Origin of the sequence: Stutzerimonas frequens (genome assembly GCF_024448335.1) — a bacterium.
GTDB lineage: Bacteria > Pseudomonadota > Gammaproteobacteria > Pseudomonadales > Pseudomonadaceae > Stutzerimonas > Stutzerimonas frequens.
Genome location: NZ_JAMOHM010000011.1, coordinates 120,931 through 145,186, shown reverse-complemented (window position 1 = coordinate 145,186; position 24,256 = coordinate 120,931). Strand labels below are relative to the sequence as shown.

Below are 24,256 nucleotides of genomic sequence, written 5' to 3'. Positions count from 1 at the left end.
GGCTGAGTATTGCGGTGACGAGGCCAGGGCGAGCGTCGATGCGCTAGCGTACGCGCCGCTTCGCTATCAGGCGCTTTGTGCGAGTTGCGCGTCGCTGCCGCGCTGAGCGCTGTCGTCCTGGTCGAGCAGGGTCGCCAGCAGACTGGTCGCGCGGTCGAGCTCTCCGCGGTCGAGGCAGCCGAGGGCTTCGCTGAGGCCCGCGCGCCAAACGGCATCCCTGTTTCCGGTGGATGCGCTAGCGATCAGCTCGTCCAGTTCGCTTGGCTGACGCAGGCCAACGAGGCCCGGCGCGGTTGGCTGCGGCAGTGCTGCGACGGGAGCCGGCCGTTCGGTTGGGTGATGGCCGAGGTATTCGTCCACGGTCATCTCGGTGACCATCGGCACCTGGCGCTGGAAGGGGTTGATGTCCGGGAAGGATGCCTCCGCCCGCTTGGCGCCAACGGGACGGGGTTCGACCATCAGCGCTGCCGCTGCGGCCGCTGCGGCCGCCCGTGAGCGTCGGCGCAGCAGCAGGCCCGCGAGAAGAAGAAGCAACGCAGGCACAACCAGTAACGAGCTGCTGAGCGAACTATCCGGCTGCTCCGCCAGTGCCGGCGCAGCCAACGCCGAGGCGAACGGCGCGGCGGATGGCTGATGCGCCTCGGCGCCGAGGTCGGACGGCGCTACCTGGGCGATGGAAGGTTCGGTGACGGCCGGGCTTGCCTCGCGCTGGGCCAGGCTTTGCTGCGCTTCGGCGAGCAGGCGGTTCTGCGCCTCCATCTGCGCCTGCAGGCTCACCACCTGGGCTTCGAGCTGGCCGAGCACCTGTTCCAGGCTGCGATCGGGCGTCGCTGAAGGCTCGAAGGCGACGTGCTCGACCGCTGGCGCCGCCGCGACGGGCTCGTGCTCAATCGCTGACGATGATGGTCGGGGTGCAGAAGCCTCGACGTGGTCTGGCAGCAGCATCTCGGCGCCGACCCGCAGGCGGTTGCGGTCACCGCCGATGAAGGCATCCGGGTTCAGCGCATAGAGGTCCGCCATCAGCGCTTCGCGTGAGCCGGCCTTGCCACCTTGCAGTCGCGCGGTGATGGCCCAGAGGCTGTCGCCGGGCTGGATCCGATACCGCTTGCCCTGTTCGGCCATCGGCAGCGTGCGTGCTGGTGCCGGTTCAGCTGGCGGCATGCCGACCACGGCCGGCGTCGGCCGGGCAAGCGGCAGCGCCGGCAGATCCGGTTGGTACAGCGGCGGGTCGAGCAGCAGGGTGTACTCGCGCAGTAGCTGGCCGCCCGGTAGGGTCAGCTCGACGATGAAATTCAGATAGGGCTCGTTCACCGGTGTGGTAGAACTCACGCGGATACGCTGACCGCCAGCGTCGAGCGCCGGCACGAAGTTCAGCTTGGCGAGAATGTCTGGCCGCTCGACGCCGGCGCGGGCGAACACATGGTTCGGCGCCAGGCGCACTTTAATGTCATCGGCGCCCAGTCCGCGTGCGTCGATCAGCTCGATGTCCGCCTCGAGCGGCTCGGCCAGCGCCGAATGCAGGCTGATCTCGCCCAGCCCCAGGGCACTGGCCAGGGGTGTGTAGCAGGCGGCAAGCAGGATGAAAGGCCAAACGGCAAGACGAAACGACGACATAAACATTCCGGGTGCCAGCAGGGCTTTGGTCGAGGTTCCGCGCAAGGAAACCCGGCCGCGGGCGGCCTGTGGCAGTCAGCCGGCCCGTAGCGAACGCTCGTGCTGGCTATGATGTCCGGAGTGATGGCAATTTGCTAGATAGTTCACATTTTTCGGATCAGTGGCATGGGCGGCTTGTGCTGTCTCGCCTACAGGTACTTGAGCCAGGTGATATCCCGGCGCCGGGCCTTCAGCCGTGCAAACCAGCGCACCGCCGGATACAGCGCCACTGCCAGCACGACAGTCCACAACCACAGCGGCCAGACCGCCTCGAAGCCGAAGTGGCTGCCACGGTTCAGGCCCCAGATCGCCACGGCGGCGAGGTAGAGCAGCTTCAGCACGTAGAGGTGCAGCAGGTAGAAGAACATCGGCGCTGCGCCGAACACCGTCAGCGGGCGCAGCCAGGCGCGATCCTGGCGACGCTCGAAGTGGCGCAGCAAAAGCAGGCCGGTGCCCAGGGTCAGGCAGAGGAACAGCAGCGACGGCGGATATTTGGTGATGTTCAGCAGGCTCATCAGTGTCCGCAGTCCATCCTCGCCAACCACCCAGGGCCGCTCGCCGTAACCGTTGATCAGGCGTAGCAGAACGAACAGCAGCAGCGCGGCCCTGCCCCAGTTGGCGAGGTTGTGCTGACGGCGTTCAGCATCGGCGTTGCGTCCGAACCAGGGGCCGGCGGCGTAGCCCAGGGCGATCACGCCGATCCAGGGCAACAGCGGGTAGGAGGTGCGCAGCCGCAGGCTGTCCGAGACCTCAAGCCAGCCGCGATCATGCAGGATGGCCCACGGCAGGTGCATGGGTGATCCGACGGGGAAGTGCAGCGGATCGAGCAGGTTGTGCCCGCCGATGATCAGCAGTCCGAGCAGCACCAGCCACGGGCGTGGCAGCCAGAGCAGCGCCGAGAGGGCGAGCATGCTCAGGCCGATGGCCCAGATCACCTGGAGGTAGATGACCTGCGGCGGGAACTGGAAGGTCCAGGCGAAGTTGACCAGGGTGAACTCGAGCGCCACCAGAAACAGCCCGCGCTTGAGCAGAAAGCTCGACACCGCGTGGCGGCCCTGATGCTTTTCGCCATAGAGGAACGCTGATAACCCGGTCAGGAAGATGAATACCGGTGCGCACAGGTGCGCCAGGGTGCGGCTGAAGAAAAGTGCGGGCTCGGTGACCGCCACGTCCATCGGATCCGGCACCTGCATGTGCAGCAGAAAGGTTTCGCGGACATGGTCCAGCAGCATGAACAGAATCACCAGGCCGCGCAGCGCGTCGATGGATTGAAGGCGCGCCGCAACGGGCGAGGTCAGGTCGGGGGCGGGCATGCACGGCTCATGGCAGAAGTTCGCGGACAACGGGCGCGGAGCCATGAGGACGTGATGCCTCACGGCCTGGCTACGGTGACGCCCGGCAAAGGTGCGATACGTTATAACAAAAGTGCCGTGCATCCAAACGCCTGTCCGTCCGCGCGCCGCTGTGCTGCTTCAGGGGCGACAGCGGCGCCGGGGCGAGGCGGGCGTTACTCGCAGTTGACCATCCAGGACAGACCGAAGCGGTCGGTCAGCATGCCGAAACGCTCGGCCCAGAAGGTCTTCTCCAGCGGCATGATCACCGTACCGCCTTCGCCCAGGGCAGCGAACAGTTGCTCGGCCTCCGCCACGCGGGTCGGGTGCAGGGAAATCGAGCAGCCCTTGATGCCTTCGTACGGTCCTCCGCCACAGGTGTCTCCGGGCAGCGTGTCGGAGGCCATCAGCGTGCTGTCGCCGAGGTTGAGGCAGGCATGCATGATCCGCTCGCGGTACTCGGCGGGGAACTGCTCGGCATCCGGCGCCTGGGCGAAGGTCATCAGCTCCAGGGTGCCGCCCAGTACCTGCTGGTAGAAGGTGAAGGCCTCGCGGGCATTGCCGTCATAGGTGAGGTAGGTGGAAAGCTTCATCTTCGTGCTCCTTGCTGTCAGTGGTTGAGTTGCGCACGCAGGCGTTCTTCCTGCTCGCGCAGTTCCGGGGTGAACTCGGCGCCGAAGTCCTCCGCTTCGAAGACCTGGCGGATCTCGATCTCCGCCTCGCCGATGGCGGACGGCGGGCAGCGCCTGACCCAGTCGATCGCCTCCTGCAGCGAAGCGGTCTGGAACAGCCAGAAGCCGGCGATCAGCTCGCGGGTCTCGGCGAACGGGCCGTCGATGACGCTGCAGCGCTCGCCCTCGAAGCGCACCCGCGCGCCCTTGCTGCTGGGCTGCAGGCCCTCGCCGCCGAGCAGCACGCCAGCGTTGGCCAGTTCTTCGTTGTAGCGGCCCATGGCCGCAAGCACGTCCTCGTCGGGCATCTGGCCGGCTTCGGTTTGCGGCGTGGCCTTGATCATCACCATGAAACGCATCGGTCGACTCCTTCGTTGGATGGAAAAGGAGCCTAGACGGGGTTGTCGAGATTTCCGCCGGCTCCGATCATTGGTCGAACGAGCGCGGGACGAATCGACAGGGCGCTGGAAAATTTCCGATCAGCGCAGCGGATAGCTCAGCAGGAGCAGATGCAGGCAATTGAGTGCGCCATGCAGCAGCACGGCCACCCACAGCCGATCGCCGGCACAGTGGAACGCCAGGCCGTAGCCCAACCCGGCCACGCTGGCGAGCAGGGCGAAGCCGACCCCGAACGGCAGATGCGCCGCGCCGAACAGGGTTGTCGCCAGGCCGATGCCGATGGCCGCGCCAAAGCGGGCGACCAGCTCGCGTTGCAACAGCCCTCGGAAGATCAGCTCCTCGGCCAGGCAGGTGACGGCCAGGTTGACCGCCAGCCAGGCGAGGAACTGCGCCGGCCACTTCGGCTGCCAGGCGAGGACGCCGCCGACCACCGCCAGCAGCGGCACGGATGCCAGGCACGCGACCGCGACCAGCCATGTGCAGCGCTTCGAGCGCCAGGCTGCGCGCGGCTGGCCCAGCCACCAGGCGAGCAGCAGCGCGGCGACCATCGCCTTGTCGGGGCTGAGCCGCAATTGCCAGGGGAGAGCACCGCCCAGGTCCTGCGGCGGCCCCAGGGGCAGCGGGTTGAAGCCGGGCAGCAGATGCGCGGCAAGCAGGAGGGCCCCAATCAAGGTGGTTGCCAGCCACGGCAGCCGTGGCAGGTGCGGCTCGGCCAGTAGCCAGCCGGCGAACGCCAGCACGAGCAGCGCCCCGATCGGCTCGATCAGGCCGAGTGCCAGGCCGCCCAGCAGCGCGGTGAGAGGAAGGCCGTAGGGCAGTGTCGTGCGCATGTCACTGCAGCCGATAGCGCGCCAGCTCACGGTGGGTCAGTACGCGCATGCGCCACGGATCGATCAGTTGCATGTCTTCGGCCAGCCGCGGGTTGGCGCCCATGTCGCGCAGGTACGCCTTTGGCGTGCGCCGCGGTCGCTGGCCGCTGGACAGTGCCGACTCGCCGTTGGCGATATACGGCCGATGCAGGCCGACATGCCCGCGTATCGTGCGTTGCCGGCCAGCCGCGAGCAGGTAGATGCAACTGCCCTGGCAGACCGCGCTCGCCGGCACCAGCGCATCGAAGCCGGTTTCGCGCAGCAGGTAGCCCATGCGCATGGCCTCCGGCGCGCTGCCGCCGATGTTGTCGAGGATCAGCAGCTTGCGCGCGTATTTGCCGGGATGAGCCATGATGCCCTTGAGCAACGCCTCGTAGTCGCCCGGCGCGATCTGCTCGGTAACCCGCGCCACCAGTACCAGCCCCTGGTCCTCGTGCTCCAGCGGCAGGACCTCGACCTTGGCGTGGGCGGTGCAGGCGAACAGCGCCAGGGCGCAAAGGGTGGCGAGGCGAAGCATCGAGCGGGCGGTCCTGTGTTGAGAGGTTGGCGAAGATACCTGTACCGCCGGATTTCGCCTACTGCCTTGGTGTGCTCGCTACGGACCGGTCAGGCATCGGCAAGACCTTGTAGCCGCTTGTTCCAGTCCTCCACCGCATTGCTTTCCAGCCTGCGGTCCACCAGCTTGCGCCAGTTCGGCACCAGCGGCAGCTCGGCCAGTGCATGGAGCTCGGCGCGGTCCAGCGTGCGTCGGTACAGCACGTCCATTACCCGTGTCAGCGGCCAGCCAGGAAAGGGGCGCTGCTCGAGCACGAGCATCTGTCCGGCTTGCAGCTGACCGGGCTCCAGCACCTGGTAATACCAACCGGTCAGCCCGCTCTGCTGCACACGCAAGGCCATATCCGGAACGCCGAAGCGGTCGTTGAGCTTCCAGCAGGGCTGGCGCGTCTGCGCCACCTGCAGCAGAACGTCGCCACAGCGCAGCACGTCGCCCAGGCAGAGGTCGGCTTCGCCGAGGCCGGTGGTGCTGATGTTCTCGCCGAAGGCGCCGGGCTGCTCGAGCAGCGGCGAATGGCCGAGCTGAGCACGCCAGTGGTGATAGTGGTCGAACGGGTAGTGATGCAGGGCCTTGTAGACGCCGCCATGCACACGGCGATCGCCCTGTTCGTCGCCGGCGAGCCCTTCGCTGCCGACCGCCACCGGCCCGGCAGTGGGCTGCTTGGCGATGGCGCTGTGGCTGCCGGGGCGGGTGAAGGGCACGGCTCTGCCGACGAGCAGCTGTTCGATCCTGGCCAGTTGCATGCGGGGCTCCTTGCTGAAGGCGGCTGGCGAAGCGCCGATTGTGCCGCAGCGCGTGGCCGTCTGGCTCGTGTTCAGCGCCGCTGTGCTGCTGCCCGCGCACAACTCGCCGATGTCGTTCGGGCTGCACCGTTGCGCGTTGCTGGATGATGGCGGGCCTCTTGCTCGCTTCGCCGGCGCCTGGAGAATGCTAAGGTCAGCCTTTTCCATTCGCCGGAGAACACCAGGTGTCCCTGACCACGACCTACGATCCGCAGAACATCTTCGCCCAGATCATTCGCGGCGATGCCCCCTGCTACAAGCTCTACGAGGACGACGACGTGCTCGCCTTTCTCGATCTGTTCCCGCAGTCCTTCGGCCACACGCTGGTGATCCCCAAGCGCTCGGCGGCCTGCAACATCCTCGACGTGGACAGCGAGGCGCTGGCCAAGGTGATCAAGGTGGTGCAGAAGCTGACCCGGGCCATCGTCGCCGAACTCGAGCCCGACGGCGTGCAGGTCGCCCAGTTCAATGGCGCGCCGGCCGGGCAGACGGTGTTCCATATCCACATGCACATCGTGCCGCGCTATGCCGGCGAAGGGCTGGGCACCCACGCGGCGGGCAAGGCCGATCCGGCGGAGCTGGAGAAGCTGCAGGCGCGCCTGCTGCAACGCATCGCCGCGCTGGCCTGATCGCGGGCGCCGGGCACGTCGGCACCCGGCGCGCCTCGCGACCATCGCAGCAGCAAACAGGCACCAAAGTACAATTCGTGCCCGCCGGGGGGCTTCGTACCCTGCGGGCATGATGCCTTCTACGCTTGTCCTTATTCGCCGTTTTCAGCATGCCTTCAGCGCCTGCGCCGGGAGGCTGCGATTCGGCTTGCTGCTGATCCTCGCCGTGCTGCCCTGGTGCGCCCGCGCCGAGGCGCTGCCGGTGTTCACCCTGAGCGTGCTGCAGTTCGGCACGCCGCACTGGGAGCTGGAACACCTCAAACGACGTCAGCTGGACCACGCCAACGGCTTCGAACTGAAGGTGCGCCTGGCGGCCGATGTGCCGGCGTCGCGCCTGGCATTGTCCAGCGGCAGCGTCGATGGCGCGGTAAGCGACCTGCCCTGGGCGCAGGCGCGGCATGAGGCGGGCAGCAGCTATCGCTACCTGCCGTTTTCCTCGCAGCTCGGTGAAGTGCTGGTGCCGACCGGCAGCGGAGTCCGCACCCTGGCCGATCTGCGCGGCAAGCGTATCGGCGTCGCCGGTGGGCCGGACGGCCTCGGCTGGCGGCTGCTGCAACGTGCCGCGGCGGAGCAGGGCATCGATCTCGCCAGGGAGGCCCGCGTGCAATACGCCGCGCCGCCGCTGCTGGGTCAGGCGCTACGACGCGGCCAGCTGGATGCGCTGCTGACCTTCTGGCATTTCTCCGCGCGCATGCGCGGCGAGGGCGGGGTGCAGGCTGCCTTCGGCCTGGATGACTTGCTGAGCGATCTGCAACTCGATGCGCAGTTGCCGGTACTCGGCTATCTGTTTCCCGAACCCTGGGCGCAGGCCAACGAGGTGCTGCTGCAGCGCTTCGCCAGCGCGCTGCGCCAGAGCAAGCACGAGCTCGCCACCGAGCCGGCGTACTGGCAAGCGATCCGTCCGCTCATGCGCGCCGACGATGAGGCAGTGTTCGCCGCGCTGCGCGACAGCTTCGTCGCGGGCATTCCGCAGCCGCTGGACGCGGCACGTATCGCCGACCTGCAGCGGCTGCTGGTGCTGACCGGCAGCAATTCGGCCAAGTTGATGCCGGCCGCGCTGTTCCAGAGCACGCAATGAACGGCTCGCGCTGGGCCTGCTGGGTCGCGTTGCCGTTGGCGCTGCTGCTCTGGGCCGGCATCGCACTGATGGTGCAGACGCCGTTGCTGCCCACGCCCGCTGCCGTGCTCGAGACCTTCTGGCAGGCGCTGCAGAGCGGCGAGTTGCCCGAGCATCTGCTGGTGACCCTGCGCCGGGTGCTGATCGCTTTCGCCCTGGCCATGGCGCTGGGCACGCTGCTCGGTGTGTGGATGGGCCGTTCGCGGCTGGCCAACGCGCTGCTCGATCCGCTGCTGGTGCTGTTTCTCAACCTGCCTGCGCTGGTCTCCATCATCCTGCTCTACGTCTGGTTCGGCCTGGTGGAAGCGGCGGCGGTGCTCGCGGTGGTGGTCAACAAGGTGCCCAACGTGGCGGTGACGGTGCGCGAAGGCGCACGCAGTATCGATCCCAAGCTGGAACAGATGGCTATGGTCTACCGTTTCACGCGCTGGCAGCGGATCAGGCATGTCTGGCTACCGCAGCTGTTTCCCTACCTGATGGCGGCGACCCGCGGCGGGCTGGCGCTGATCTGGAAGATCGTGCTGGTGGTGGAGTTGCTCGGGCGCTCCGATGGCATCGGCTTCCAGCTGCACATGGCCTTCCAGGTGTTCGACGTGGCCAGCATCCTCGCCTACAGCCTGGCGTTCATCGCCGTGGTGCAGCTGATCGAACTGGCGCTGTTGCAGCCGTTGGAGCGTCGCGCATCGTCCTGGCGCGAAGCGGGTGTGCGCCATGCTTGAGCTGCGCCTGGATGGCCGTCACCCGGTGCTCGGTGTGATCGAGGCGCAGGTGCGCGCCGGCGATCGCATCTGTGTGCTCGGGCCGTCCGGTGTCGGCAAGACGACGCTGCTCAACGGCATCGCCGGGCTCGATCCGCAGCTGCGGCCGATGATCGAGCAGCGCGCCGGCTTGCGCGTCGGCTATCTGTTCCAGGAACACCGCCTGCTGCCCTGGCGTACGGTGCGGCAGAACCTGGCGCTGGTCGGCGCCAGCCCGGCCGACATCGAGCGGCTACTGGCCGAGGTGGGGCTGGCCGGCGCCGGCGACTGCCTGCCGGACCAGCTGTCGCTGGGCATGGCCCGCCGCGCGGCGTTGGCGCGCTGTCTGGCGATCGAGCCGGATCTGCTGCTGCTCGACGAACCCTTCGCCTCGCTGGATGCCGAGCGCGCCGCCGAGCTGCGCGGCCTGATCGCGCGCCTGCTCGATCGGCACCCCGGGATGGCCATGATCTGCGTGACCCATGACCCGCGCGATGCCGACGAACTGGCCAACCGCCGGTGGTGGCTCTCCGGCCGTCCGGCGACGCTGCGCTGCGATGAACCGCTGGCGGCTGGTAGCCAGATCGGTGCGCCGCTGCGTAGGGCCTGAACCCTTCAGCCGGCCACGAGCTGCGTCAGCGCATGCAGTAGCAGCCCGACCAGGCCACCGACCAGAGTGCCGTTGATGCGGATGTACTGCAGGTCCTTGCCGACGCTCTGTTCCAGCTGCTCGACCAGTTCGCGGCTTTCCCAGTTCTCCACGCGCTGAGCGATATAGGCGCCGATCTGCCCGCGGTAGCGTTCCAGCAGCCCGGGGGCGGCGGCGAGCAGCTGTTCGTTGATCCAGTTGCGCATGGACTCGTCCGCGGCCAGGCCGTCGCCGAGGCCGCGGCAGAGCGAGACGATGCGCCGGCCGATGCGTGAGTCGTCGCTGGCCAGGTCGCTTTCCAGCCAGGCCGTCAGCTCCTGCCAGAGATTGCCGAAATAGGCGCTGGTGGCTGGATGCTCCAAGAGCTGCGCGAGGATGCGCTCGACCTCCAGGGCGTAGTGCGGGTCCTGTTCCAGGCGCTCGATGTATTCGCCGACATGCTCGTCGAAACGCTGGCGGATCAGGTGTTCTGGGTCGGCGGCGATCTCGGCGATCAGCGCGGACAGGCCGTCGACGAACTTGTTCGCCGACCAGCCGCTCACCGGCCGGCTCAGGCCGAGGTAGCGCAGAGTGCGAATTTCCCGGCTGATGGCGTCGGCGACCAGCGCGCGGGTTTCCTCATCCTGCATGATCGAGTCGAGGCGGATCAGCAGTTCGTCAAGCATCGCCTGATGCCGGCCCTGGCTGGTCAGCACGCGCAGCGCCTGGGCCAGCGGCGGGGCGAGGTCGAACTTGCGCAGGCGGCAGATCACCTTGGCTTCGACAAAGGCGCGCACGCGCTCGTCATGCAGCGCGGCGATGCCGAAGTGCGCGACCCCGGTGAGGCGGCGGCCGACCGCTTCGGCATTGCGTGGATGGCGCAGCCAGCCGGCCAGGCGCGAGGCGAGGTCCAGCTCCTGCAGCTTGGCCAGTACCAGCGGCGTGGCGAGGAAGTGGGTGGTGATGAAGCTCGACAGGTTGCGGCCGATGCGCGCCTTGCTGCGCGGGATGATCGCCGTGTGCGGAATCGGCAGGCCGAGCGGGTGGCGGAACAGGGCGGTGACGGCGAACCAGTCGGCGATCGCGCCGACCATGGCAGCCTCGGCGAAGGAGGCGACATAGCCCCAGGCCGGGTGAACGGTCTCGAAACGGATCGCGGCGATGTACAGCAGGGCGGCCAGCAGCAACAGAAGGCCGGCGACCAGCTTCATTCGCGAAACCGGTGACTGCCAGGCGCTGATCAGCGAACGCATGCGGTTCCTCGTGTCGATGGTGGGCTCGTGTGCAGTAGACAGCGAAGCAGGGGTGCGAGGTCGGTAGGTGCAGGCCAGACCGCTCTTTCCGCGGGCCAGCTGTAGGGTGCGGCTTCAGCCCACCGCTGAATCTGCGGTATGAAGCCCACCCTACGGTTCTCACGAAGCCGTGAGGTGGGCGTTGCCTTGTGAATCAGACCTCGTCTTCTTCCTCGCGGATCAGCACGTACTGGCCTTCGGCATCGTTCAGGCAGTCCCAGACATAGAACATCGAGATCTTGCCTGGGCTTTCCGTGACCGCGGCATAGTCGCCGGGCACGGCAGTGAAATAAACGCCGGAATCGGGTGCCGCCTGACAGGCGATGCGGGCGACGACGAAGGCTTCCGGCGCGGTGCCGTCGAAGTAGTCGTCACGGTCCTTGGCATCCCATTCGGTCGGCGCCTGGAAAGGGCCGCTGATGACGATGCGCGCGTCTCCGAGATCCTGCTCTTCCGCTTCCTCGTCATATTCGTCGGGGCGGTAGAGGGTGCATTCCAGAGCGTCCGGGTTTTCGAGAATGGCCGCGCGGGATTGTGGGGTGAGTGTCTGCATGGAATCTCCGACTGCGGTGGGGTGTGAGTGGCCAGTGTGGTGTAGCCGCACAGGCAGCGCAATCGGTTGCATGGTCGCGCCTGCCAAGGGCGTCGGGCGTGGCGATTCTGTCCACCGTTCGGACGGCCGGTGCCTGTCGTGCCGAACGCGGTGATGTTTGCCGCCTCCAATCGAATGACAGCCACCACCGCAAGCCGAGGCGATCATGAACGCTAACGACCCGCAGACCGGCGATGAGCCTGACGTCACCATGACCGACGGCGGCGAGAAGAACGCCGGCGAAGATCCTGATTACGACGAGCAACCGTCGCGCCTGGACAATCCGGACGAGCCTGAAGTGCTTCCGGACGATCCGGATATCCTCGGTCAGGACGGTTCCGACGAGCCGAGCTAATGGTCATTTTGTGCCCGCCGGCCGGCGGCTAGTTCGCGCCAGGAGGCGTCATCATGGATATCTATCAGGTCAGGCCTACCGCGATCGGCTGGGAGCTTGAAGACCAGCAGACGCAGAAGACGGTATTGCGCACCCTCACGAAGGACGAGATGTACAGCGCGCTGGATGCGTTCATGGAGGGGCGCACGGCTTCGGTGGAAGTCATCGGGCGTGACGGCGAGCTGGAGGAAGAGCGGCCCTATCCGGGTAGTCACCACCTCTGAGGCGGTAGGGCAATTTCCTTCAATAAGGCGAGTTGCCGACGCCGGTAGCCTGCAGCCATCTTCGGACTGGCGAGCAGAGTACTAATGGACCCTTATCTTTCAATGGCCGCGTTTGCCCTGGCCTCTTCGATCACGCCGGGGCCGGTCAATCTGGTGGCGCTGAGCTGCGGCGCGCGCTTCGGTTTTCGCGCCAGCGCGCGTCACGTCGCCGGTGCCACCATCGGCTTCACACTGCTATTGCTGTTGATCGGCCTCGGTCTGTACGAACTGCTGGAACGCGCCCCGATACTGCTGCGCGGGATCCAGTGGGGCGGGGTGGCGTTTCTGTTCTACATGGCCTGGCGTCTGGCGGCCGATGACGGGCGGCTGCAGCCTGAAGGCGCCACGAGTGGGCTTTCGCTGTTCGCCGGCGCGCTGATGCAGTGGCTCAACCCCAAGGCCTGGCTGGCGTCGGTTGCCGGCATGGGGCTGTTCGCCGCGAGCGGTGACGTACTGCGGGTCTGGCTGTTCGCCGGGCTGTACTTCGTGATCTGTTACTCCTCGATCGCCTGCTGGGCCGGCGCCGGTGCCTTTCTCGCGCGTTACCTGCAGGAGCCGCAGCGAGTGCGCTGGCTGAACCGGTCAATGGCCGTGCTGCTGGTCGGCAGCGCGCTGTATCTCATGGTCGGCTAACGGCGCGCCGATGACGATGGGCGGTCGCGGTATTGGCCGGGGGTTGCCGCGAGCTGGCGCTTGAAGGTGCGCTGGAAATGCGCCTGATCGGCGAAACCGGCGGCCAGCGCCACTTCGGCCAGGTCTCGGCCCTGGCGCAGCCAGTGCTGGCTGCGCTGGATCCGACGGTTGAGCAGGTAGGCATGCGGTGTCATGCCGTAGTGCTGGCGGAAGGTACGAATCAGGTAGGAAGGCGACAACCCGGCGGCCTGGCAGATGTCTTCCAGCCGCAACGCGCGGGTGCAGTGCTCGGCGATGTAGTCGGCCGCCCGTCGCAGCTGCTCGATCGGCTCTATGCCGCGCCCGGCGACAGACGGAGCCAGGGTCTGCAGCAGCAGAGTGAAGTATTCGACCGCTGCACTTTGCTTGTGCAATGTGTCGGCGCGCGGATCGAGCAAGGTGCCGTGAAGTTGCGTCAGCGCGCTGAAAAGCAGTGGGTCGGTGCTCTGGATGGGGCCGTACGGCACGAACGTCCCATCGGGGCTCGCACCCAGCTCGTGTTGCAGGGCGCCCAGCCAGCGGCTGTCGACATAGAACATCAGGTACGACCAGGGCTGACCGTCGATGGGGTTGCAGGCATGCACGGTCTGCGGGTTGATCAAGACCAGGGTGCCGCGGGCGACCCGTTCACGGGCGTCGCCGTTGAAGTAGGTGCTGGCACCGGCGGTGATCGCGCCGATGGAGAAGGTCTCGTGACAGTGCGGCGCGTAGCAGACCTTGCGCCCGTCGGCGACGACACGCGCTTCGAGGAACGGCAGGGCCGGGTCGCGCCAGAAGCGGGGTTGATCGTCGTCCGGGTTATTCACGTTGCGCCTGCCGTCATCGATACGAAACTGGGGTCTGACTCTAGCAATCATCCGCCGCTCTGGCATGCTCGATCGTCCGGCTCGCCGCTTCGCCTTCCGAACAAGGAGTTCACATGCGCCCGTTGCTTGTCTTCACCGCACTGCTTTCGCTGGCCGGCTGCTCGTCCTGGCAGCCCGACGCCGAGGATATCGAGCCGGTGCCGGCCGAGCGGGTGCTGGCCTACCAGCAGCCGCTGGACAACGCCGGCGAGGTGGTGGTGACGCGGGACTTCGGCCTGCGTGGTGGCGGTTGCTACATCGCCGTGCTGATCGATCGCCAGCTGGCGGCGCGCATTCATGTCGGTGAGGTGGTGCGCTTCCAGGTGCCGGCCGGTGCGCGGATCGTCAGCATCGGCACCGATCCGCTGGATGACACCCTGTGCGGCAAGCTCAGCCTGCGCCGCGAGAAGCTGGCGCAGGTGCAGGCGGGGCAGGTGTTGGAGTACCGCGTCATCAGCGACAACCGCATCGGCTTCGATATTGTGCCGGTCGAGCGCTGATCGCCCGGCGTAACGGGCGGCGGGACGAGCTCGGTTACTTGATCACCGTCCGCGCGGTCTTCAGGTAGTCGGCGCCGTAGCTCTTCAGGTCGTCGGCATTCTCGGCTTCCGAGGCGATGTGGATCTCTTCCAGCGTGTCGTTCAGGCCATCCATTTCCTCGACGATCTTTTCCAGGGCCGCTTTCAACGTGTAGGTCAGCTCGTGGATGTGCGCCATGTTCTCCGGCGTCTGGCCCTGCGCCAGAGCCTGTTCGAGGCGCGAGTTGTAGTCGGAGAAATTCTTCACCGCTTCGGCCAGGTTGCGCGACGGCTGTGCGTCGGCCAGCACATGGCCGGTGGCGAGAGTGGTCAGCGCCAGGGCGGCGGTCCGGATGAGCGTTTTCACGAAAGATCCCTTGCTGGAAAAATGTCGGGCGCGAAGGTATCACCTGCTCATCCGGACGATGTGTGGCAGCGCACAGTCTGCGCTGCGCCATTAGTCGCATGCGCCTGCTGATTGGCTGGCGGTGCGGTCGCGCGGACTTCTGTCCTGCTGATGCCACGGCGATTTGGGAAAAGACTGAGGCGGCCGACCACGGGCGCGAAAGTTCCGCTTGTCGTGACACGCCGGCCGCTCTGGCATGCCCATTGCGACGATCTTTTCGCTAAAGCCGGGAAGTCCTCGGCCGATAGCAGTTCGCTTGCTGGCATATGGCCTTGATGGCCGCCGGCACCTGCGGGGGCTCAACAACAATTCGCCACGCATCTGCTCCGTCTCTTGGATACGCGTCCTGCAACAGGACCATGCGGCACGGCCTGTCGTCTGGCCTGCCGGTTCGAACCTCATGCCTTTGCCAATTGCCGATCCGCCGGACGGCACGCCATATGGAAAAGAACGAATGATGCAGCAACTGACTATCCGAGCCCGCCTGCTGATGCTGGTCGGGGCCATGCTCGCGGCCTGCCTGGTCATCGGCCTGACCGGGCTGAACGCGCAGCAGCGCAGCGTCGCCGGTCTCAACACCGTGTACCTGGATCGCGTGGTGCCGCTGCGCGATCTCAAGCTGATCGCCGATCTGTACGCGGTGAAGATCGTCGATACCACGCACAAGACCCGCAGCGGCATGCTCAGCTACCCGCAGGCACGGGACGAGGTGCGCAGCGCGCGTGCAGAGATCAGCCGCCTCTGGAGCGCCTACATGAACACTCGGCTGGTCGATGCCGAGCGGCAGATTGCCTCGCGTATCGAGACGCTGATGAAGGCTGCGGACGAGCCGCTCGATGCTCTCGAGCGTACGTTGGACCGCCACAGTGAGAAACGCCTGGCGGCATTCGTCATCAACGACCTGTACCCGTTGATCGACCCTATCTCCGAAGGCTTCAACCAGCTGATCGAACTGCAGCTCGGCGAGGCCAAGGCCGAGTACGAGCAGGCGCAGGCGCTTTATCAGCGCAATCGCCTGCTAAATATCGGCCTGCTGCTGGCGCTGCTGGTAGGTGGTGGACTGTTCGCGACGGTCATGCTGCGCAGCATCAGCCGGCCGCTGGATGAGCTGAAGCAGGCGGCGGCCTCGGTGGCCGCGGGCGATCTGAGCCGCGCCATCGAGTGCCGCGGGCGTGACGAAATCACCGAGGTGCAGCGGTCGATCCGCCAGATGCAGCAGACCCTGCGCGATACGCTGCAGGACATCCAGGGCTCGGCGACCCAACTGGCATCAGCCGCCGAGGAGCTGCACGCGGTCACCCAGCACACCGCTCAGGGCATCCATCAGCAGAACGAGGAAGTGCAGATGGCTGCCACCGCGGTCACCGAGATGTCCGCGGCGGTCGACGAAGTGGCCGGCAACGCCAACCGCACCTCCGATGCCTCGCGCGATGCCGAGTCAGTCGCCGACGACGGACGCCGGCAGGTCACCGCCACGCGGCAGACCATCGACCAGTTGAGTGACAAGCTGCAGCAGACCGCAGCGACCGTGACCCATCTGGCCGAAGAGGCGGCGAGCATCGGGCAGGTGGTGGATGTGATTCGTGCGATCGCCGACCAGACCAACCTGCTCGCGCTCAACGCGGCCATCGAAGCGGCGCGGGCCGGCGAGGCCGGACGCGGATTCGCGGTGGTCGCCGACGAGGTGCGAAATCTGGCGCAGCGCACGCAGAGCTCGACCCAGGAGATCGAACGCATGATCGGCGCCATTCAGGGTGCCACTGAGGAGTCGGTGCGCGACATGCAGCAGAGCAGCGAGTTTGCCGCGCGCAGCCAGCGTATGGCGGGTGAGGCCGACCAGGCGCTGGGGCTGATCGCCGAGCGAGTCGGGCAGATCAACGAGATGAACCTGGTGATCGCCAGTGCCGCCGAGGAACAGGCGCAGGTCGCGCGCGAGGTGGACCGCAACCTGGTGGCCATCCGCGACATCTCCGAACAGAGCGCCACCGGCGCGCAGCAGACCTCGGTGGCCAGCGACGAGCTGGCGCGCCTGGCTACCCAGCTCAACCAGCTGGTCGGCCGCTTCCGCCTCTGAAGCGGCTCGTCGGACGCGGTCGGGACATGTGTTGTGGCACTCCGGCCGCGAACCCGGCAGCACGAATGCATTCCTATGTACGGAGCTTTGTCCCGATCCGTACCAAACGAGGAGTCGCACGTGAGAACTGCCGTGTCCGCCCTGGCGCTTGCCGCCGGTCTTACCCTGAGCTTGCCGCTGCTGGCTGAAGACCGACCGGTCTATGGCCCGCAGCTGGAAGGCTTCAGCTATCCGCACCCGCTTGAGCATTACCGCTTCGAGTCCCAGGGCAAGGCGCTGGAGATGGCCTACATGGACGTCGCGCCGACCGGCCGGGCCAATGGCCGCACGGCGCTGCTGCTGCATGGCAAGAACTTCTGCGGGGCGACCTGGGAGCGCACCATCGAGGTGCTCAGTAAGGCCGGCTACCGGGTCATCGCCCCCGATCAGGTCGGTTTTTGCAGCTCGAGCAAGCCCGAGGGTTACCAGTTCAGCTTCGCCCAACTGGCACACAACACCCAGGCGCTGCTGGAACAGGAGAACATCGGACAGGTGACCGTGATCGGCCACTCCATGGGCGGCATGCTGGCGGCGCGACTGGCGCTGAACTATCCGCAGCGGGTCGAGCGGCTGGTGCTGGTCAACCCCATCGGCCTGGAAGACTGGCAGGCCGAGGGCGTGCCCTACGCCACCATCGATCAGCTCTACCAGTCGGAGCTCAAGACCGACTTCGACAGCATCAAGGCCTACCAGCAGAAGTTCTACTACAACGGCGACTGGAAGCCGGAGTACGACCGCTGGGTGAAAATGCTTGCCGGGATGTATGCCGGCGAAGGCAAGGAGCAGGTCGCCTGGAACCAGGCGCAGACCTCGGAGATGGTCTTCACCCAGCCGGTGATCCATGAGTTCTCGCGGCTCGAGATGCCGACCCTGCTGCTGATCGGCGGGCTGGACCGCACCGCGCCGGGCGCCAACCGTGCACCGGCGGATGTCGCCAAGCGCCTGGGCAACTACCCCGAGCTGGGTCGGCAGGCGGCCGCGATGATTCCCGATGCCAAGCTGGTGGCCTTCCCCGATCTGGGGCATTCACCCCAGGTCGAGGCGCCGGAAGCGTTTCACCGTGCCTTGCTCGAAGGATTGGAGGCCAAGCGCTAAGGCCGATCAGCCGCGCTCCGCAGCGTTTGCCTGGGGCGCCTGTGCGGCTCCCAGGCGCTGCTCGCCGGATTCCAGCAGCGCCTGCAAGGCACGGCCATAGGCGCCGAGCGCTACGCGCAGGCTGTTGTTGTGGGTCGCACCCTCGACCAGCAGCAACTGCTTGGGCTGGCGCGCGGCCTCATACAGCTGCTCGCTGAAGCGCGGCGGCACATAGCGGTCATCGCTGCCGTGCACCACCAGCAGCGGCATGCCGATCTGGTCGATCTTCTCCAGCGAATCGAACTTCTGCGATAGCAGCCAGCGCACCGGCAGCGTGGTGTCGGACACGGCCGTCGCCACGTCGGCCAGCGAGGTGAAGGTCGACTCGATGATCAGCGCGCGCGCCTCGGCGGGTGTTTCGTCGCGTTCGGCCTGCTGCCCGAGTTCGGCGGCCAGGTCGACGGCCACCGCGCCGCCGAGGGAATGGCCGTAGATGAAGCGCTTGCTGGGATCCGGCTGCAGTTGCTTCAGGCGTTCCCAGCCGATGCGTGCGTCGGCATACACGCTGCGCTCCGACGGCAGATCGCCAAGGCTCTGGCCAAAGCCGCGGTAGTCGATGGCCAGCACCGAGAAGCCCAGCTTGCGCAGCTGCTCGAGGCGGAACAGATGGCCGGTGAGATTCCAGCGCACGCCGTGCAGGTAGAGCAGCGCCGGTGCGTCGGCTTCAGCCGCCGGCCACCACCAGGCATGGATGTTCTGCTCGTCGCCGAATGCCGAATCGGTCAGCTGGAGCTCCTCGACGCCGCGCGGCAGGCCGCTGAACCAGGACGCGTTGCCCGGCTCGATGCGGAACACCAGCTCGCGCTCCTTCTGTTCGAGCACCGAGCAGCCGACCGGCAGGCCGACGGCGAACAGGGCGATGAGCAACAGGCAAATCCGCCGGGCTTTGCTGCGGAACAGGAAGAAGTGCTGCAAGGTGAGTGTCTCGAAATCAGGAATCGTAGATAGGACCCGCTTGCCGAACGATCTGCAAGGCGGCTCCTCGCTTCACTGATTACTGCATGTTGCGCGCCATTGTCGCCGCCGGCGGACGGTCGGCTACGGCCTCAGGAGCAGCAGGTCGCCGGCCTGGCGTCGGCGTCCTGCACCGCGCGCTCGATCTTCCAGGCCCAGGCGAACACCAGCAGACCGCCAACGGCGGTAGCCGCGCCGATATAGCCGGTGGATGTCCAGCCGAAACCGGCGGTGATCGCCAGTCCGCCGAGCCAGGGCCCAAGCGCATTGGCGATGTTGAAGGCGGCGTGGTTGGAAGCCGCGGCGAGGGTCTGTGCATCCGCCGCGACATCCATCAGGTGGGTCTGCAGCGCCGGCGACAGCGAGACCATGGTGCCCACCGCGAACACCGCCGGAAAGATCGTCCATACCGAATGCGCCGCCAGCGGGAACACTAGCAGCACCAGTGCGCTCCACAGCAGCAGCCAGGCGACGGCCTTGAAACGCAGCTTGTCGAACAGCCAGCCGCCGACCAGATTGCCGACGATGCCGCCCAGACCGAAGGCGGCGAGGGCGAAGGGAATCCAGCCGGCGCTGACACCAGTGACTTCGAGCAGCGTTGGTGCCATGTAGCTGAACACGCAGAACATGCCGGCGAAACCAATGGAGCTGATCGCCATGGCCAGCCAGACCTGCGGCCGGTTGAACGCGCGGATCTCATGCAGCGGGCTGTTTCGCGGCTCGTCGCGGTTCAGCGGCAGGAACAGCCCCACCAGCAGCACCGTCAGCAGGGCGATGGCGCCGACAAGGGCGAAGGCGTAGCGCCAGCTCAGCCATTGGCCAAGCCAGGTGGCCAGCGGGTTGCCGATCAGGATCGCCACGGTCAGGCCCATCAGCACCCGCGCCACCGCCTGGGCACGCTTGTCCGGCGGCACCATGGAGGCGGCCACCAGCATTGCCACGCCGAAATAGGCCCCGTGAGGCAGGCCGGTGACGAAGCGGGCGATCATCAGCGTCGCGTAGTCCGGTGCCAGGGCGCTGGCGAAGTTGCCCAGGGCGAAGAAGCCCATCAGCAACAGCAGCAGGTGTAGGCGGTACAGCCGCGAGCCGAGGATCGCCAGCAGCGGCGCACCCACCACCACGCCCAGCGCATAAGTGCTGATCACGTTACCCACCTGGGGTTCGCTGATGCCCAGCCCCGCTGCGACGTTGGGCATCAGGCCCATGATGGCGAACTCGCCGGTGCCGATGGCGAAGCCGCCCATGGCCAGCGCCAGTTCGATCAGCAGTACGGCACGGGCGGACAGGGGCGGAGTCGCTGCGGTGGCTGGCGCCGTCATGGTTACCTCGTTGCGTCGAAAAGGGGCGGCATTATTCACGCCTGCGGGCGCAGGTAAAGCCATACCGCCGAAGAAGGAGATGTACAGGGTGGTGGGATTGCATCCGCGCGCCGGAGTTCGCCAAGGGAACGGTGCGTCAGTCGGAGAATCGAGGCGTAACTCTGGACGTTCGGCTGGCGCCTTGATTCTGACGATGATCTTGATTCTGGTCAGGGTGACCGCCAGGTCGGCTCAGTATTTTGCGAACCAGCTCCAGAAAATCATGTGGCCGGCAGCGGCTCCAGCACCTGGAGCGACACGACGTCGAACGGCTTCGTGCAGTGCCTCGTACCGCCCAGGAACCTCCCCATGAAACTCCTCTTCTCGCCTGCCGAGCTGCTGATGAATCGGCTCAGTTATCCAGTCAAGTTCGGTGTGATCGGCCTGCTTGTGTTTCTTGCGTTCGCCAGCCTGATGCTGACCATTGCCGGTCAGCTGAATCGCACCATCGAGCGTGCGGAAAGCGAGCTGGTGGCGTCCTCGCTGGCACGACCGATGTCCCGCCTGATCGAGCTGACCCAGCAGCACCGCGGCGTCTCGTCGATGCTGCTGGGCGGCAATGCCACCGTGGCTGGACGTCGCGATGCGCTGCAGACCAGCGTTGCGACTGCCTTGGCGGAAATGGAGCGGGCGCTCGCCGAAGACAAGCGCACGCTGCGCGAGTGGCAAGACATCGGCCGCCGCTGGGAGGAGATCAAGCGCGCCGGCCTGGACTGGACCCAGGTCGAGAATTTTCAGGCGCATACCGCGCTGATCGGCGAGCTGCTGACATTCCAGACGCTGCTGTCGGATGCCTACGGCCTGACCTTCGATCCGGAGCCGCAGACCTACTACCTGATGACCACGGCAGTGAGTCGCATGCCGTTTCTGGTCGAGTATCTGGGCCGTTTGCGCGGCAGCGCCTCGGCGGTGCTGGCCAAGGGTGAGATGAGCGATCAGCAACGCACCGCGTTGATCGTCCTGACCGAGGAGATCAGGTCGGCGACTGCGGACATGGAACGCAGCATCGCCAAGGTCATCGCCCAGCGGCCTGAACTTCAGGGGCAACTGAGCCGTGCAGTCGCCACCATGCACGAGCGCGGTGAAGCGATCGATGCGGTGGTGCAGGCCATGGTCATGCGTGGAGATTTCACCAGCACCTCATCGGCGCAGTTCTTCGACATGGCGACCGACGCGATCAACATCGGCTACGCACAGATGCGCGACGTCCTGCTGCCCAGCCTGGACAGCCTGCTGCAGCAGCGGATCGACGATGCCCGGCTGATGCTTCATGGCAATCTGGCCGTCCTGCTGGTGGCACTGGCGGTGATCGGCTATCTCTCGATCGGTGTCTACCTGTCGGTGATGACCAGCATCCGCAGTTTGCGCGAAGGCAGTGAACGACTCGCCGCAGGGGATCTCACGGCACACATCGATCTGGCGGCACGCGATGAATTGCGCTACGTGGCCGGCAGCTTCAACGACATGGCCGAGGCCATGCGCCGGCTGATCGGCAGCATCAAGGACAACTCCGATCACGTCGCCGACTCGGCGCGCAGCCTGGTCACTGCCTCGGGGCAGATTCATGTGGCCTCGCAGTGCCAGAGCGATGCGGCCTCGAGCATGGCGGCAGCAGTCGAGCAGATGACCGTGGGCATCGAGAGCATCGCGCGCAACGCCGGTGAAGCCGATGCTCTGGCCCATCGCTCCGGCGAACTGTCGCGCCAGGGTGGCGAGATCGTGGCCGCGGTGGTCGAGGAGATCAGCCAGATCGCCGTCTCGGTGAGCGATTCGGCGCGCACCGTGGCCGAACTGGGCGAGCGCTCCGGGCAGATATCCGCGATCGTCGGGGTGATCGGCGACATCGCCGCGCAGACCAACCTGCTGGCGCTCAATGCGGCGATTGAAGCCGCCCGTGCCGGCGACCAGGGCCGCGGCTTCGCCGTGGTGGCCGACGAGGTGCGCAAGCTGGCCGAACGCACTGCCAACTCCACCAAGGAAATCGCGCAAATGGTGGCGGCCATCCAACAGGGCACCGAGGGCGCGGTGCAGGGCATGGAGCAGGGTGTGGCCAAGGTCAACGAGGGCGTCGCCCGGGCCCAGCGCGCCGGCGACGCCATGGGCGGCATTCGCGAAGCGGCCAACCAGGTGCTGTCCACCGTGGCGGAGATTTCCAATGCGTTGCGCGAGCAGAGCGCGGCATCGGCCGAGATCGCCCAGCAAGTCACCACCATCGCCCGCATGGCCGAGGAAAACGGTGAAGCGGTGGGCAGCAATCACCACACCGCCAGCCGCCTGAGTGACCTGGCCGGTACCCTGCTGGACAACGTCAGCCGCTTCAAGGCAGGTTGAGCACCAGCCCGTTCGACGGCACCGCCGGTGCCGTCGAGGTCTGGGCTGTTACAGCAGCTCCACCCCAAGCGGGCGCATGAGCGCTGAAAAGGAAGCTCACAACACCTGTTCGATGGTGATGTACTCGCCGTCGGTGCGCAGGGTGAGTTTCACCGTCTCATCGGTGCGGTTTCGCCAGAACCAGCCGTGCTTGCCGTCGAAAGCGGCGACCAGCTCACCCTTCTGTTCCGGTGTGTTCTTGCCCTTGCCGTAGCCATGGTAGAAGCCCTTCGGCGCCTTGTAGGGATCGCCGTGGGTGTCGTAGTTGAGGCGTCCACCGTTGGCCGTCCAGTGGAAGTTCGCCTTGGCGCCTTCCTTCATCTCCAGCTTGATCTCGGTGGCCTGGTTGGGCTTCAGGGTCAGATTCACCTCGTGCTGCTGCTTGGCGACTTTCGGCGGTTCCGGTTCGGCAGGCGCAGGTGCTGCGGCCGGGGTTGGTTCGGCCTGAGCGATTGCAGGTTCCTCCTGGGCCGGTTTCACCACGGCAGGTTCTGCCGCTGCTGCGGTGGCCGGTGGCTGCGCTTGTGCCGCAGCCTCCTCTGTCAGGGTGTGTTTCAGCTCGCCCATCTGGGTCAGGCCCAGCAGGCGGCCGGCGCCGGTCGGGTCGATGGCGTACTCGGCGGGCATCACCACGGTTACCAGCAGCACGCCGGCGGCGATCAGGGCGATGATGGTGGAGCGCAGCAGCTGGGCGCGGCTCGGCAGTTCGGTCAGGTCGGGTCGATGGTTGTTGTACATACGAAAAATTCCTTACTGGGACACGATCAGGCCGGTGAGCTGGTAACCCATCAAGAGGAAACCGGCGCTCATCATGGCGACGTTGGCGGTGTAGGCGTGGCGCCAGAAACCGGCGCTGCGCCGCCAGTAGCCCATGGCAATGAGGATGGCGCTGAGGGCCAGCAGCTGGCCGATCTCGACGCCGACGTTGAAGGCGATCAGGTTGGGGATCAGGCCATCGGCGGCGATCTGGTAGTCGAGGATCTTGGTGGCCAGGCCGAAGCCGTGGATCAGGCCGAACACCAGGGTGGCCGCGCGGGTATCCGGCTGATAGCCGAACCAGCCCTGGAAGGCGCCCAGGTTGTCGAGCGCCTTGTACACCACCGAGAAACCGATGATGGCGTCGATTACGTAGGCGCTGACGCTGATCTCCATCAGTACGCCGAGCAGCAGCGTGACCGAGTGGCCGACCGCGAACAGGGTGACGTACAGCCCCACGTCCTTGAGTCGGTAGAGAAAGAAGATCACCCCGAAGAGGAACAGCAGGTGATCGTAGCCAGTGATCATGTGCTTGGCGCCCATGTAAATGAACGGCAGCAGCATCACGCCGGAGCTTTCCTGGATGAAGCCCTTGTCGCCTTCGGCCACGCCATGGGCGAGTGCGTCGGGCACGAAGAAGAACAGCAGCATGCCGAAAACAGGCAGCAGCGAATGGCGCAGGCGTGGGTAAAACGCGGCGAGCCCGCGCAGGGATTGCGAATGCATGAAATTGTCCTGAGCTGGTGAGAACAGGTCACCGCAGGTGACCGCCATCAGAGCGAGGCTAGGTGCGAGGAGGGCGCTCGATGCGCGACACCGGGCTTTCCGGTAATGCAGGGCGCGGCCAGGCAGGCACGTCTGAGCGTTCGGGTTGCGCAGACAGGCTCAGCAGCAGCGTGAGATGAGGTGTTTCGTGGATGTGCTCACCGAGCGAGTGCACATGCTGCAGCTCGCAAAGGGCGCAGCTGGACACCTGCTCGACCGCATGAACGTGATGATGATCGTGGTTGCGGAATGAATGTTGCGCCGGACTGATCAGCCAAGAGGTCGCATGGCTGCCCCAGCCCATCAGCAGGGCGATGAGCAGTGCGAACACCAGCGAAGTCTTGGAGCGTTGGTTGAACATCGGCGATCTCTGGGACCAGCTGCCACTCGCAATCGTAGAACTGCGCAGTTCC

General features: G+C 66.3%; 27 protein-coding genes. 11 read left to right on the top strand and 16 right to left on the bottom strand.

What is annotated here, in order from left to right; translation table 11 throughout:
* Positions 1 to 66: 66 nt before the first annotated feature.
* From NAO55_RS15800 to NAO55_RS15770, 7 genes are all read right to left on the bottom strand, one after another.
* A complete protein-coding gene (locus NAO55_RS15800; RefSeq protein ID WP_102839931.1) occupies positions 67 to 1,614 on the bottom strand; it encodes a type IV pilus assembly protein FimV in 1,548 nt (515 codons plus the stop codon).
* Positions 1,615 to 1,802: 188 nt separating this feature from the next.
* Positions 1,803 to 2,966 carry an acetyltransferase domain-containing protein gene (locus NAO55_RS15795; RefSeq protein WP_102839932.1) on the bottom strand — a complete coding sequence of 388 codons (1,164 nt, stop codon included), beginning with the start codon at positions 2,964 to 2,966 and terminating at the stop codon, positions 1,803 to 1,805.
* 194 nt (positions 2,967 to 3,160) lie between these two features.
* Positions 3,161 to 3,577, bottom strand: coding sequence for a VOC family protein (locus NAO55_RS15790; RefSeq protein ID WP_011914041.1), 417 nt, complete (start codon positions 3,575 to 3,577; stop codon positions 3,161 to 3,163).
* 17 nt (positions 3,578 to 3,594) lie between these two features.
* Complete coding sequence (locus NAO55_RS15785; RefSeq protein WP_102839933.1) at positions 3,595 to 4,014, bottom strand: YciI family protein; 420 nt, start codon at positions 4,012 to 4,014, stop codon at positions 3,595 to 3,597.
* A gap of 120 nt (positions 4,015 to 4,134) precedes the next feature.
* Positions 4,135 to 4,884 carry a CPBP family intramembrane glutamic endopeptidase gene (locus NAO55_RS15780; protein ID WP_102839934.1) on the bottom strand — a complete coding sequence of 250 codons (750 nt, stop codon included), beginning with the start codon at positions 4,882 to 4,884 and terminating at the stop codon, positions 4,135 to 4,137.
* Position 4,885: 1 nt separating this feature from the next.
* Positions 4,886 to 5,440, bottom strand: a complete 555-nt coding sequence (locus tag NAO55_RS15775; RefSeq protein ID WP_063542627.1) for a COG3904 family protein — start codon at positions 5,438 to 5,440, stop codon at positions 4,886 to 4,888.
* Positions 5,441 to 5,529: 89 nt separating this feature from the next.
* On the bottom strand, positions 5,530 to 6,222 hold the full coding sequence (locus tag NAO55_RS15770) for an MOSC domain-containing protein (protein WP_102839935.1): 693 nt from the start codon (positions 6,220 to 6,222) through the stop codon (positions 5,530 to 5,532).
* A 224-nt stretch (positions 6,223 to 6,446) separates the two neighbouring features.
* Between NAO55_RS15770 and NAO55_RS15765 the strand changes: the two genes are divergently transcribed.
* The 4 genes from NAO55_RS15765 (at position 6,447) to NAO55_RS15750 (ending at position 9,393) form a co-directional block, all read left to right on the top strand.
* Positions 6,447 to 6,890, top strand: coding sequence for an HIT family protein (locus NAO55_RS15765; RefSeq protein WP_102839936.1), 444 nt, complete (start codon positions 6,447 to 6,449; stop codon positions 6,888 to 6,890).
* A gap of 109 nt (positions 6,891 to 6,999) precedes the next feature.
* On the top strand, positions 7,000 to 8,007 hold the full coding sequence (locus NAO55_RS15760) for an ABC transporter substrate-binding protein (protein WP_180981629.1): 1,008 nt from the start codon (positions 7,000 to 7,002) through the stop codon (positions 8,005 to 8,007).
* Positions 8,004 to 8,765 (top strand): ABC transporter permease, encoded by a 762-nt coding sequence (locus NAO55_RS15755; RefSeq protein ID WP_102839937.1) that lies wholly within the window; start codon positions 8,004 to 8,006, stop codon positions 8,763 to 8,765. The genes NAO55_RS15760 and NAO55_RS15755 overlap by 4 nt, the downstream gene beginning before the upstream one ends.
* Positions 8,758 to 9,393, top strand: a complete 636-nt coding sequence (locus NAO55_RS15750; RefSeq protein ID WP_102839938.1) for an ABC transporter ATP-binding protein — start codon at positions 8,758 to 8,760, stop codon at positions 9,391 to 9,393. Before NAO55_RS15755 ends, NAO55_RS15750 begins: the two co-directional genes overlap by 8 nt.
* A gap of 5 nt (positions 9,394 to 9,398) precedes the next feature.
* On the opposite strand, the gene NAO55_RS15745 is transcribed toward NAO55_RS15750, so the two are convergent.
* Together NAO55_RS15745 and NAO55_RS15740 are read right to left on the bottom strand one after the other, a co-directional pair.
* Positions 9,399 to 10,664, bottom strand: a complete 1,266-nt coding sequence (locus tag NAO55_RS15745; RefSeq protein WP_102839939.1) for a DUF445 domain-containing protein — start codon at positions 10,662 to 10,664, stop codon at positions 9,399 to 9,401.
* A gap of 193 nt (positions 10,665 to 10,857) precedes the next feature.
* Entirely contained in the window at positions 10,858 to 11,256 is a 399-nt protein-coding gene (locus NAO55_RS15740; RefSeq protein ID WP_063542639.1) for a hypothetical protein, read from the bottom strand.
* Positions 11,257 to 11,461: 205 nt separating this feature from the next.
* On the opposite strand from NAO55_RS15740, the gene NAO55_RS15735 reads away from it, so the two are divergent.
* The 3 genes from NAO55_RS15735 to NAO55_RS15725 all read left to right on the top strand — a co-directional run bounded on the left by NAO55_RS15735 (position 11,462) and on the right by NAO55_RS15725 (position 12,585).
* A complete protein-coding gene (locus NAO55_RS15735) occupies positions 11,462 to 11,650 on the top strand; it encodes a hypothetical protein (protein ID WP_102839940.1) in 189 nt (62 codons plus the stop codon).
* Positions 11,651 to 11,703: 53 nt separating this feature from the next.
* Positions 11,704 to 11,913, top strand: a complete 210-nt coding sequence (locus NAO55_RS15730; RefSeq protein WP_063542643.1) for a hypothetical protein — start codon at positions 11,704 to 11,706, stop codon at positions 11,911 to 11,913.
* A gap of 84 nt (positions 11,914 to 11,997) precedes the next feature.
* Complete coding sequence (locus tag NAO55_RS15725) at positions 11,998 to 12,585, top strand: LysE family translocator (protein WP_102839941.1); 588 nt, start codon at positions 11,998 to 12,000, stop codon at positions 12,583 to 12,585.
* Here the strand turns inward: NAO55_RS15725 and NAO55_RS15720 are convergent.
* A complete protein-coding gene (locus NAO55_RS15720; RefSeq protein WP_102839942.1) occupies positions 12,582 to 13,430 on the bottom strand; it encodes an AraC family transcriptional regulator in 849 nt (282 codons plus the stop codon). The genes NAO55_RS15725 and NAO55_RS15720 overlap by 4 nt on opposite strands.
* Positions 13,431 to 13,543: 113 nt before the next feature.
* Between NAO55_RS15720 and NAO55_RS15715 the strand changes: the two genes are divergently transcribed.
* Positions 13,544 to 13,969, top strand: a complete 426-nt coding sequence (locus tag NAO55_RS15715) for a 3-isopropylmalate dehydratase (RefSeq protein ID WP_044313768.1) — start codon at positions 13,544 to 13,546, stop codon at positions 13,967 to 13,969.
* A gap of 34 nt (positions 13,970 to 14,003) precedes the next feature.
* Here the strand turns inward: NAO55_RS15715 and NAO55_RS15710 are convergent, their stop codons facing one another.
* Complete coding sequence (locus NAO55_RS15710) at positions 14,004 to 14,354, bottom strand: DUF6746 family protein (RefSeq protein ID WP_102839943.1); 351 nt, start codon at positions 14,352 to 14,354, stop codon at positions 14,004 to 14,006.
* Positions 14,355 to 14,847: 493 nt separating this feature from the next.
* Between NAO55_RS15710 and NAO55_RS15705 the strand changes: the two genes are divergently transcribed.
* Together NAO55_RS15705 and NAO55_RS15700 are read left to right on the top strand one after the other, a co-directional pair.
* Positions 14,848 to 16,467: a methyl-accepting chemotaxis protein gene (locus tag NAO55_RS15705; RefSeq protein WP_102839944.1), complete on the top strand. Its 1,620-nt coding sequence runs from the start codon at positions 14,848 to 14,850 to the stop codon at positions 16,465 to 16,467.
* 120 nt (positions 16,468 to 16,587) lie between these two features.
* Complete coding sequence (locus NAO55_RS15700) at positions 16,588 to 17,601, top strand: alpha/beta fold hydrolase (RefSeq protein ID WP_102839945.1); 1,014 nt, start codon at positions 16,588 to 16,590, stop codon at positions 17,599 to 17,601.
* 6 nt (positions 17,602 to 17,607) lie between these two features.
* Here the strand turns inward: NAO55_RS15700 and NAO55_RS15695 are convergent, their stop codons facing one another.
* Together NAO55_RS15695 and NAO55_RS15690 are read right to left on the bottom strand one after the other, a co-directional pair.
* Positions 17,608 to 18,555, bottom strand: coding sequence for an alpha/beta hydrolase (locus tag NAO55_RS15695; RefSeq protein WP_102839946.1), 948 nt, complete (start codon positions 18,553 to 18,555; stop codon positions 17,608 to 17,610).
* A gap of 131 nt (positions 18,556 to 18,686) precedes the next feature.
* Positions 18,687 to 19,913, bottom strand: coding sequence for an MFS transporter (locus tag NAO55_RS15690; RefSeq protein ID WP_102839947.1), 1,227 nt, complete (start codon positions 19,911 to 19,913; stop codon positions 18,687 to 18,689).
* 348 nt (positions 19,914 to 20,261) lie between these two features.
* Here NAO55_RS15690 and NAO55_RS15685 point away from each other — a divergent pair, with 348 nt between their 5' ends.
* On the top strand, positions 20,262 to 22,283 hold the full coding sequence (locus NAO55_RS15685; RefSeq protein ID WP_256070241.1) for a methyl-accepting chemotaxis protein: 2,022 nt from the start codon (positions 20,262 to 20,264) through the stop codon (positions 22,281 to 22,283).
* Positions 22,284 to 22,379: 96 nt separating this feature from the next.
* On the opposite strand, the gene NAO55_RS15680 is transcribed toward NAO55_RS15685, so the two are convergent.
* From NAO55_RS15680 to NAO55_RS15670, 3 genes are read right to left on the bottom strand one after another with little or no spacing between them, the layout of a single operon-like run.
* A complete protein-coding gene (locus NAO55_RS15680; RefSeq protein ID WP_102839949.1) occupies positions 22,380 to 23,060 on the bottom strand; it encodes a transmembrane anchor protein in 681 nt (226 codons plus the stop codon).
* A gap of 12 nt (positions 23,061 to 23,072) precedes the next feature.
* Entirely contained in the window at positions 23,073 to 23,804 is a 732-nt protein-coding gene (locus tag NAO55_RS15675) for a HupE/UreJ family protein (protein WP_102840394.1), read from the bottom strand.
* Between the two features lie 58 nt (positions 23,805 to 23,862).
* Positions 23,863 to 24,204 carry a hypothetical protein gene (locus NAO55_RS15670; protein WP_063542663.1) on the bottom strand — a complete coding sequence of 114 codons (342 nt, stop codon included), beginning with the start codon at positions 24,202 to 24,204 and terminating at the stop codon, positions 23,863 to 23,865.
* Positions 24,205 to 24,256 lie beyond the last annotated feature (52 nt).

What these genes read in the sequence shown, in the direction of transcription:
- NAO55_RS15800 (WP_102839931.1), bottom strand. Translation starts at nt 1,614, where the DNA reads ATGTCGTCGTTTCGTCTTGCCGTTTGGCCTTTCATCCTGCTTGCCGCC.
- NAO55_RS15760 (WP_180981629.1), top strand. Translation starts at nt 7,000, where the DNA reads ATGATGCCTTCTACGCTTGTCCTTATTCGCCGTTTTCAGCATGCCTTC.
- NAO55_RS15795 (WP_102839932.1), bottom strand. Translation starts at nt 2,966, where the DNA reads ATGCCCGCCCCCGACCTGACCTCGCCCGTTGCGGCGCGCCTTCAATCC.
- NAO55_RS15725 (WP_102839941.1), top strand. Translation starts at nt 11,998, where the DNA reads ATGGACCCTTATCTTTCAATGGCCGCGTTTGCCCTGGCCTCTTCGATC.
- NAO55_RS15670 (WP_063542663.1), bottom strand. Translation starts at nt 24,204, where the DNA reads ATGTTCAACCAACGCTCCAAGACTTCGCTGGTGTTCGCACTGCTCATC.
- NAO55_RS15785 (WP_102839933.1), bottom strand. Translation starts at nt 4,014, where the DNA reads ATGCGTTTCATGGTGATGATCAAGGCCACGCCGCAAACCGAAGCCGGC.
- NAO55_RS15740 (WP_063542639.1), bottom strand. Translation starts at nt 11,256, where the DNA reads ATGCAGACACTCACCCCACAATCCCGCGCGGCCATTCTCGAAAACCCG.
- NAO55_RS15685 (WP_256070241.1), top strand. Translation starts at nt 20,262, where the DNA reads ATGAAACTCCTCTTCTCGCCTGCCGAGCTGCTGATGAATCGGCTCAGT.
- NAO55_RS15730 (WP_063542643.1), top strand. Translation starts at nt 11,704, where the DNA reads ATGGATATCTATCAGGTCAGGCCTACCGCGATCGGCTGGGAGCTTGAA.
- NAO55_RS15690 (WP_102839947.1), bottom strand. Translation starts at nt 19,913, where the DNA reads ATGACGGCGCCAGCCACCGCAGCGACTCCGCCCCTGTCCGCCCGTGCC.
- NAO55_RS15755 (WP_102839937.1), top strand. Translation starts at nt 8,004, where the DNA reads ATGAACGGCTCGCGCTGGGCCTGCTGGGTCGCGTTGCCGTTGGCGCTG.
- NAO55_RS15735 (WP_102839940.1), top strand. Translation starts at nt 11,462, where the DNA reads ATGAACGCTAACGACCCGCAGACCGGCGATGAGCCTGACGTCACCATG.
- NAO55_RS15775 (WP_063542627.1), bottom strand. Translation starts at nt 5,440, where the DNA reads ATGCTTCGCCTCGCCACCCTTTGCGCCCTGGCGCTGTTCGCCTGCACC.
- NAO55_RS15790 (WP_011914041.1), bottom strand. Translation starts at nt 3,577, where the DNA reads ATGAAGCTTTCCACCTACCTCACCTATGACGGCAATGCCCGCGAGGCC.
- NAO55_RS15705 (WP_102839944.1), top strand. Translation starts at nt 14,848, where the DNA reads ATGATGCAGCAACTGACTATCCGAGCCCGCCTGCTGATGCTGGTCGGG.
- NAO55_RS15675 (WP_102840394.1), bottom strand. Translation starts at nt 23,804, where the DNA reads ATGCATTCGCAATCCCTGCGCGGGCTCGCCGCGTTTTACCCACGCCTG.
- NAO55_RS15750 (WP_102839938.1), top strand. Translation starts at nt 8,758, where the DNA reads ATGCTTGAGCTGCGCCTGGATGGCCGTCACCCGGTGCTCGGTGTGATC.
- NAO55_RS15780 (WP_102839934.1), bottom strand. Translation starts at nt 4,884, where the DNA reads ATGCGCACGACACTGCCCTACGGCCTTCCTCTCACCGCGCTGCTGGGC.
- NAO55_RS15715 (WP_044313768.1), top strand. Translation starts at nt 13,544, where the DNA reads ATGCGCCCGTTGCTTGTCTTCACCGCACTGCTTTCGCTGGCCGGCTGC.
- NAO55_RS15770 (WP_102839935.1), bottom strand. Translation starts at nt 6,222, where the DNA reads ATGCAACTGGCCAGGATCGAACAGCTGCTCGTCGGCAGAGCCGTGCCC.
- NAO55_RS15680 (WP_102839949.1), bottom strand. Translation starts at nt 23,060, where the DNA reads ATGTACAACAACCATCGACCCGACCTGACCGAACTGCCGAGCCGCGCC.
- NAO55_RS15745 (WP_102839939.1), bottom strand. Translation starts at nt 10,664, where the DNA reads ATGCGTTCGCTGATCAGCGCCTGGCAGTCACCGGTTTCGCGAATGAAG.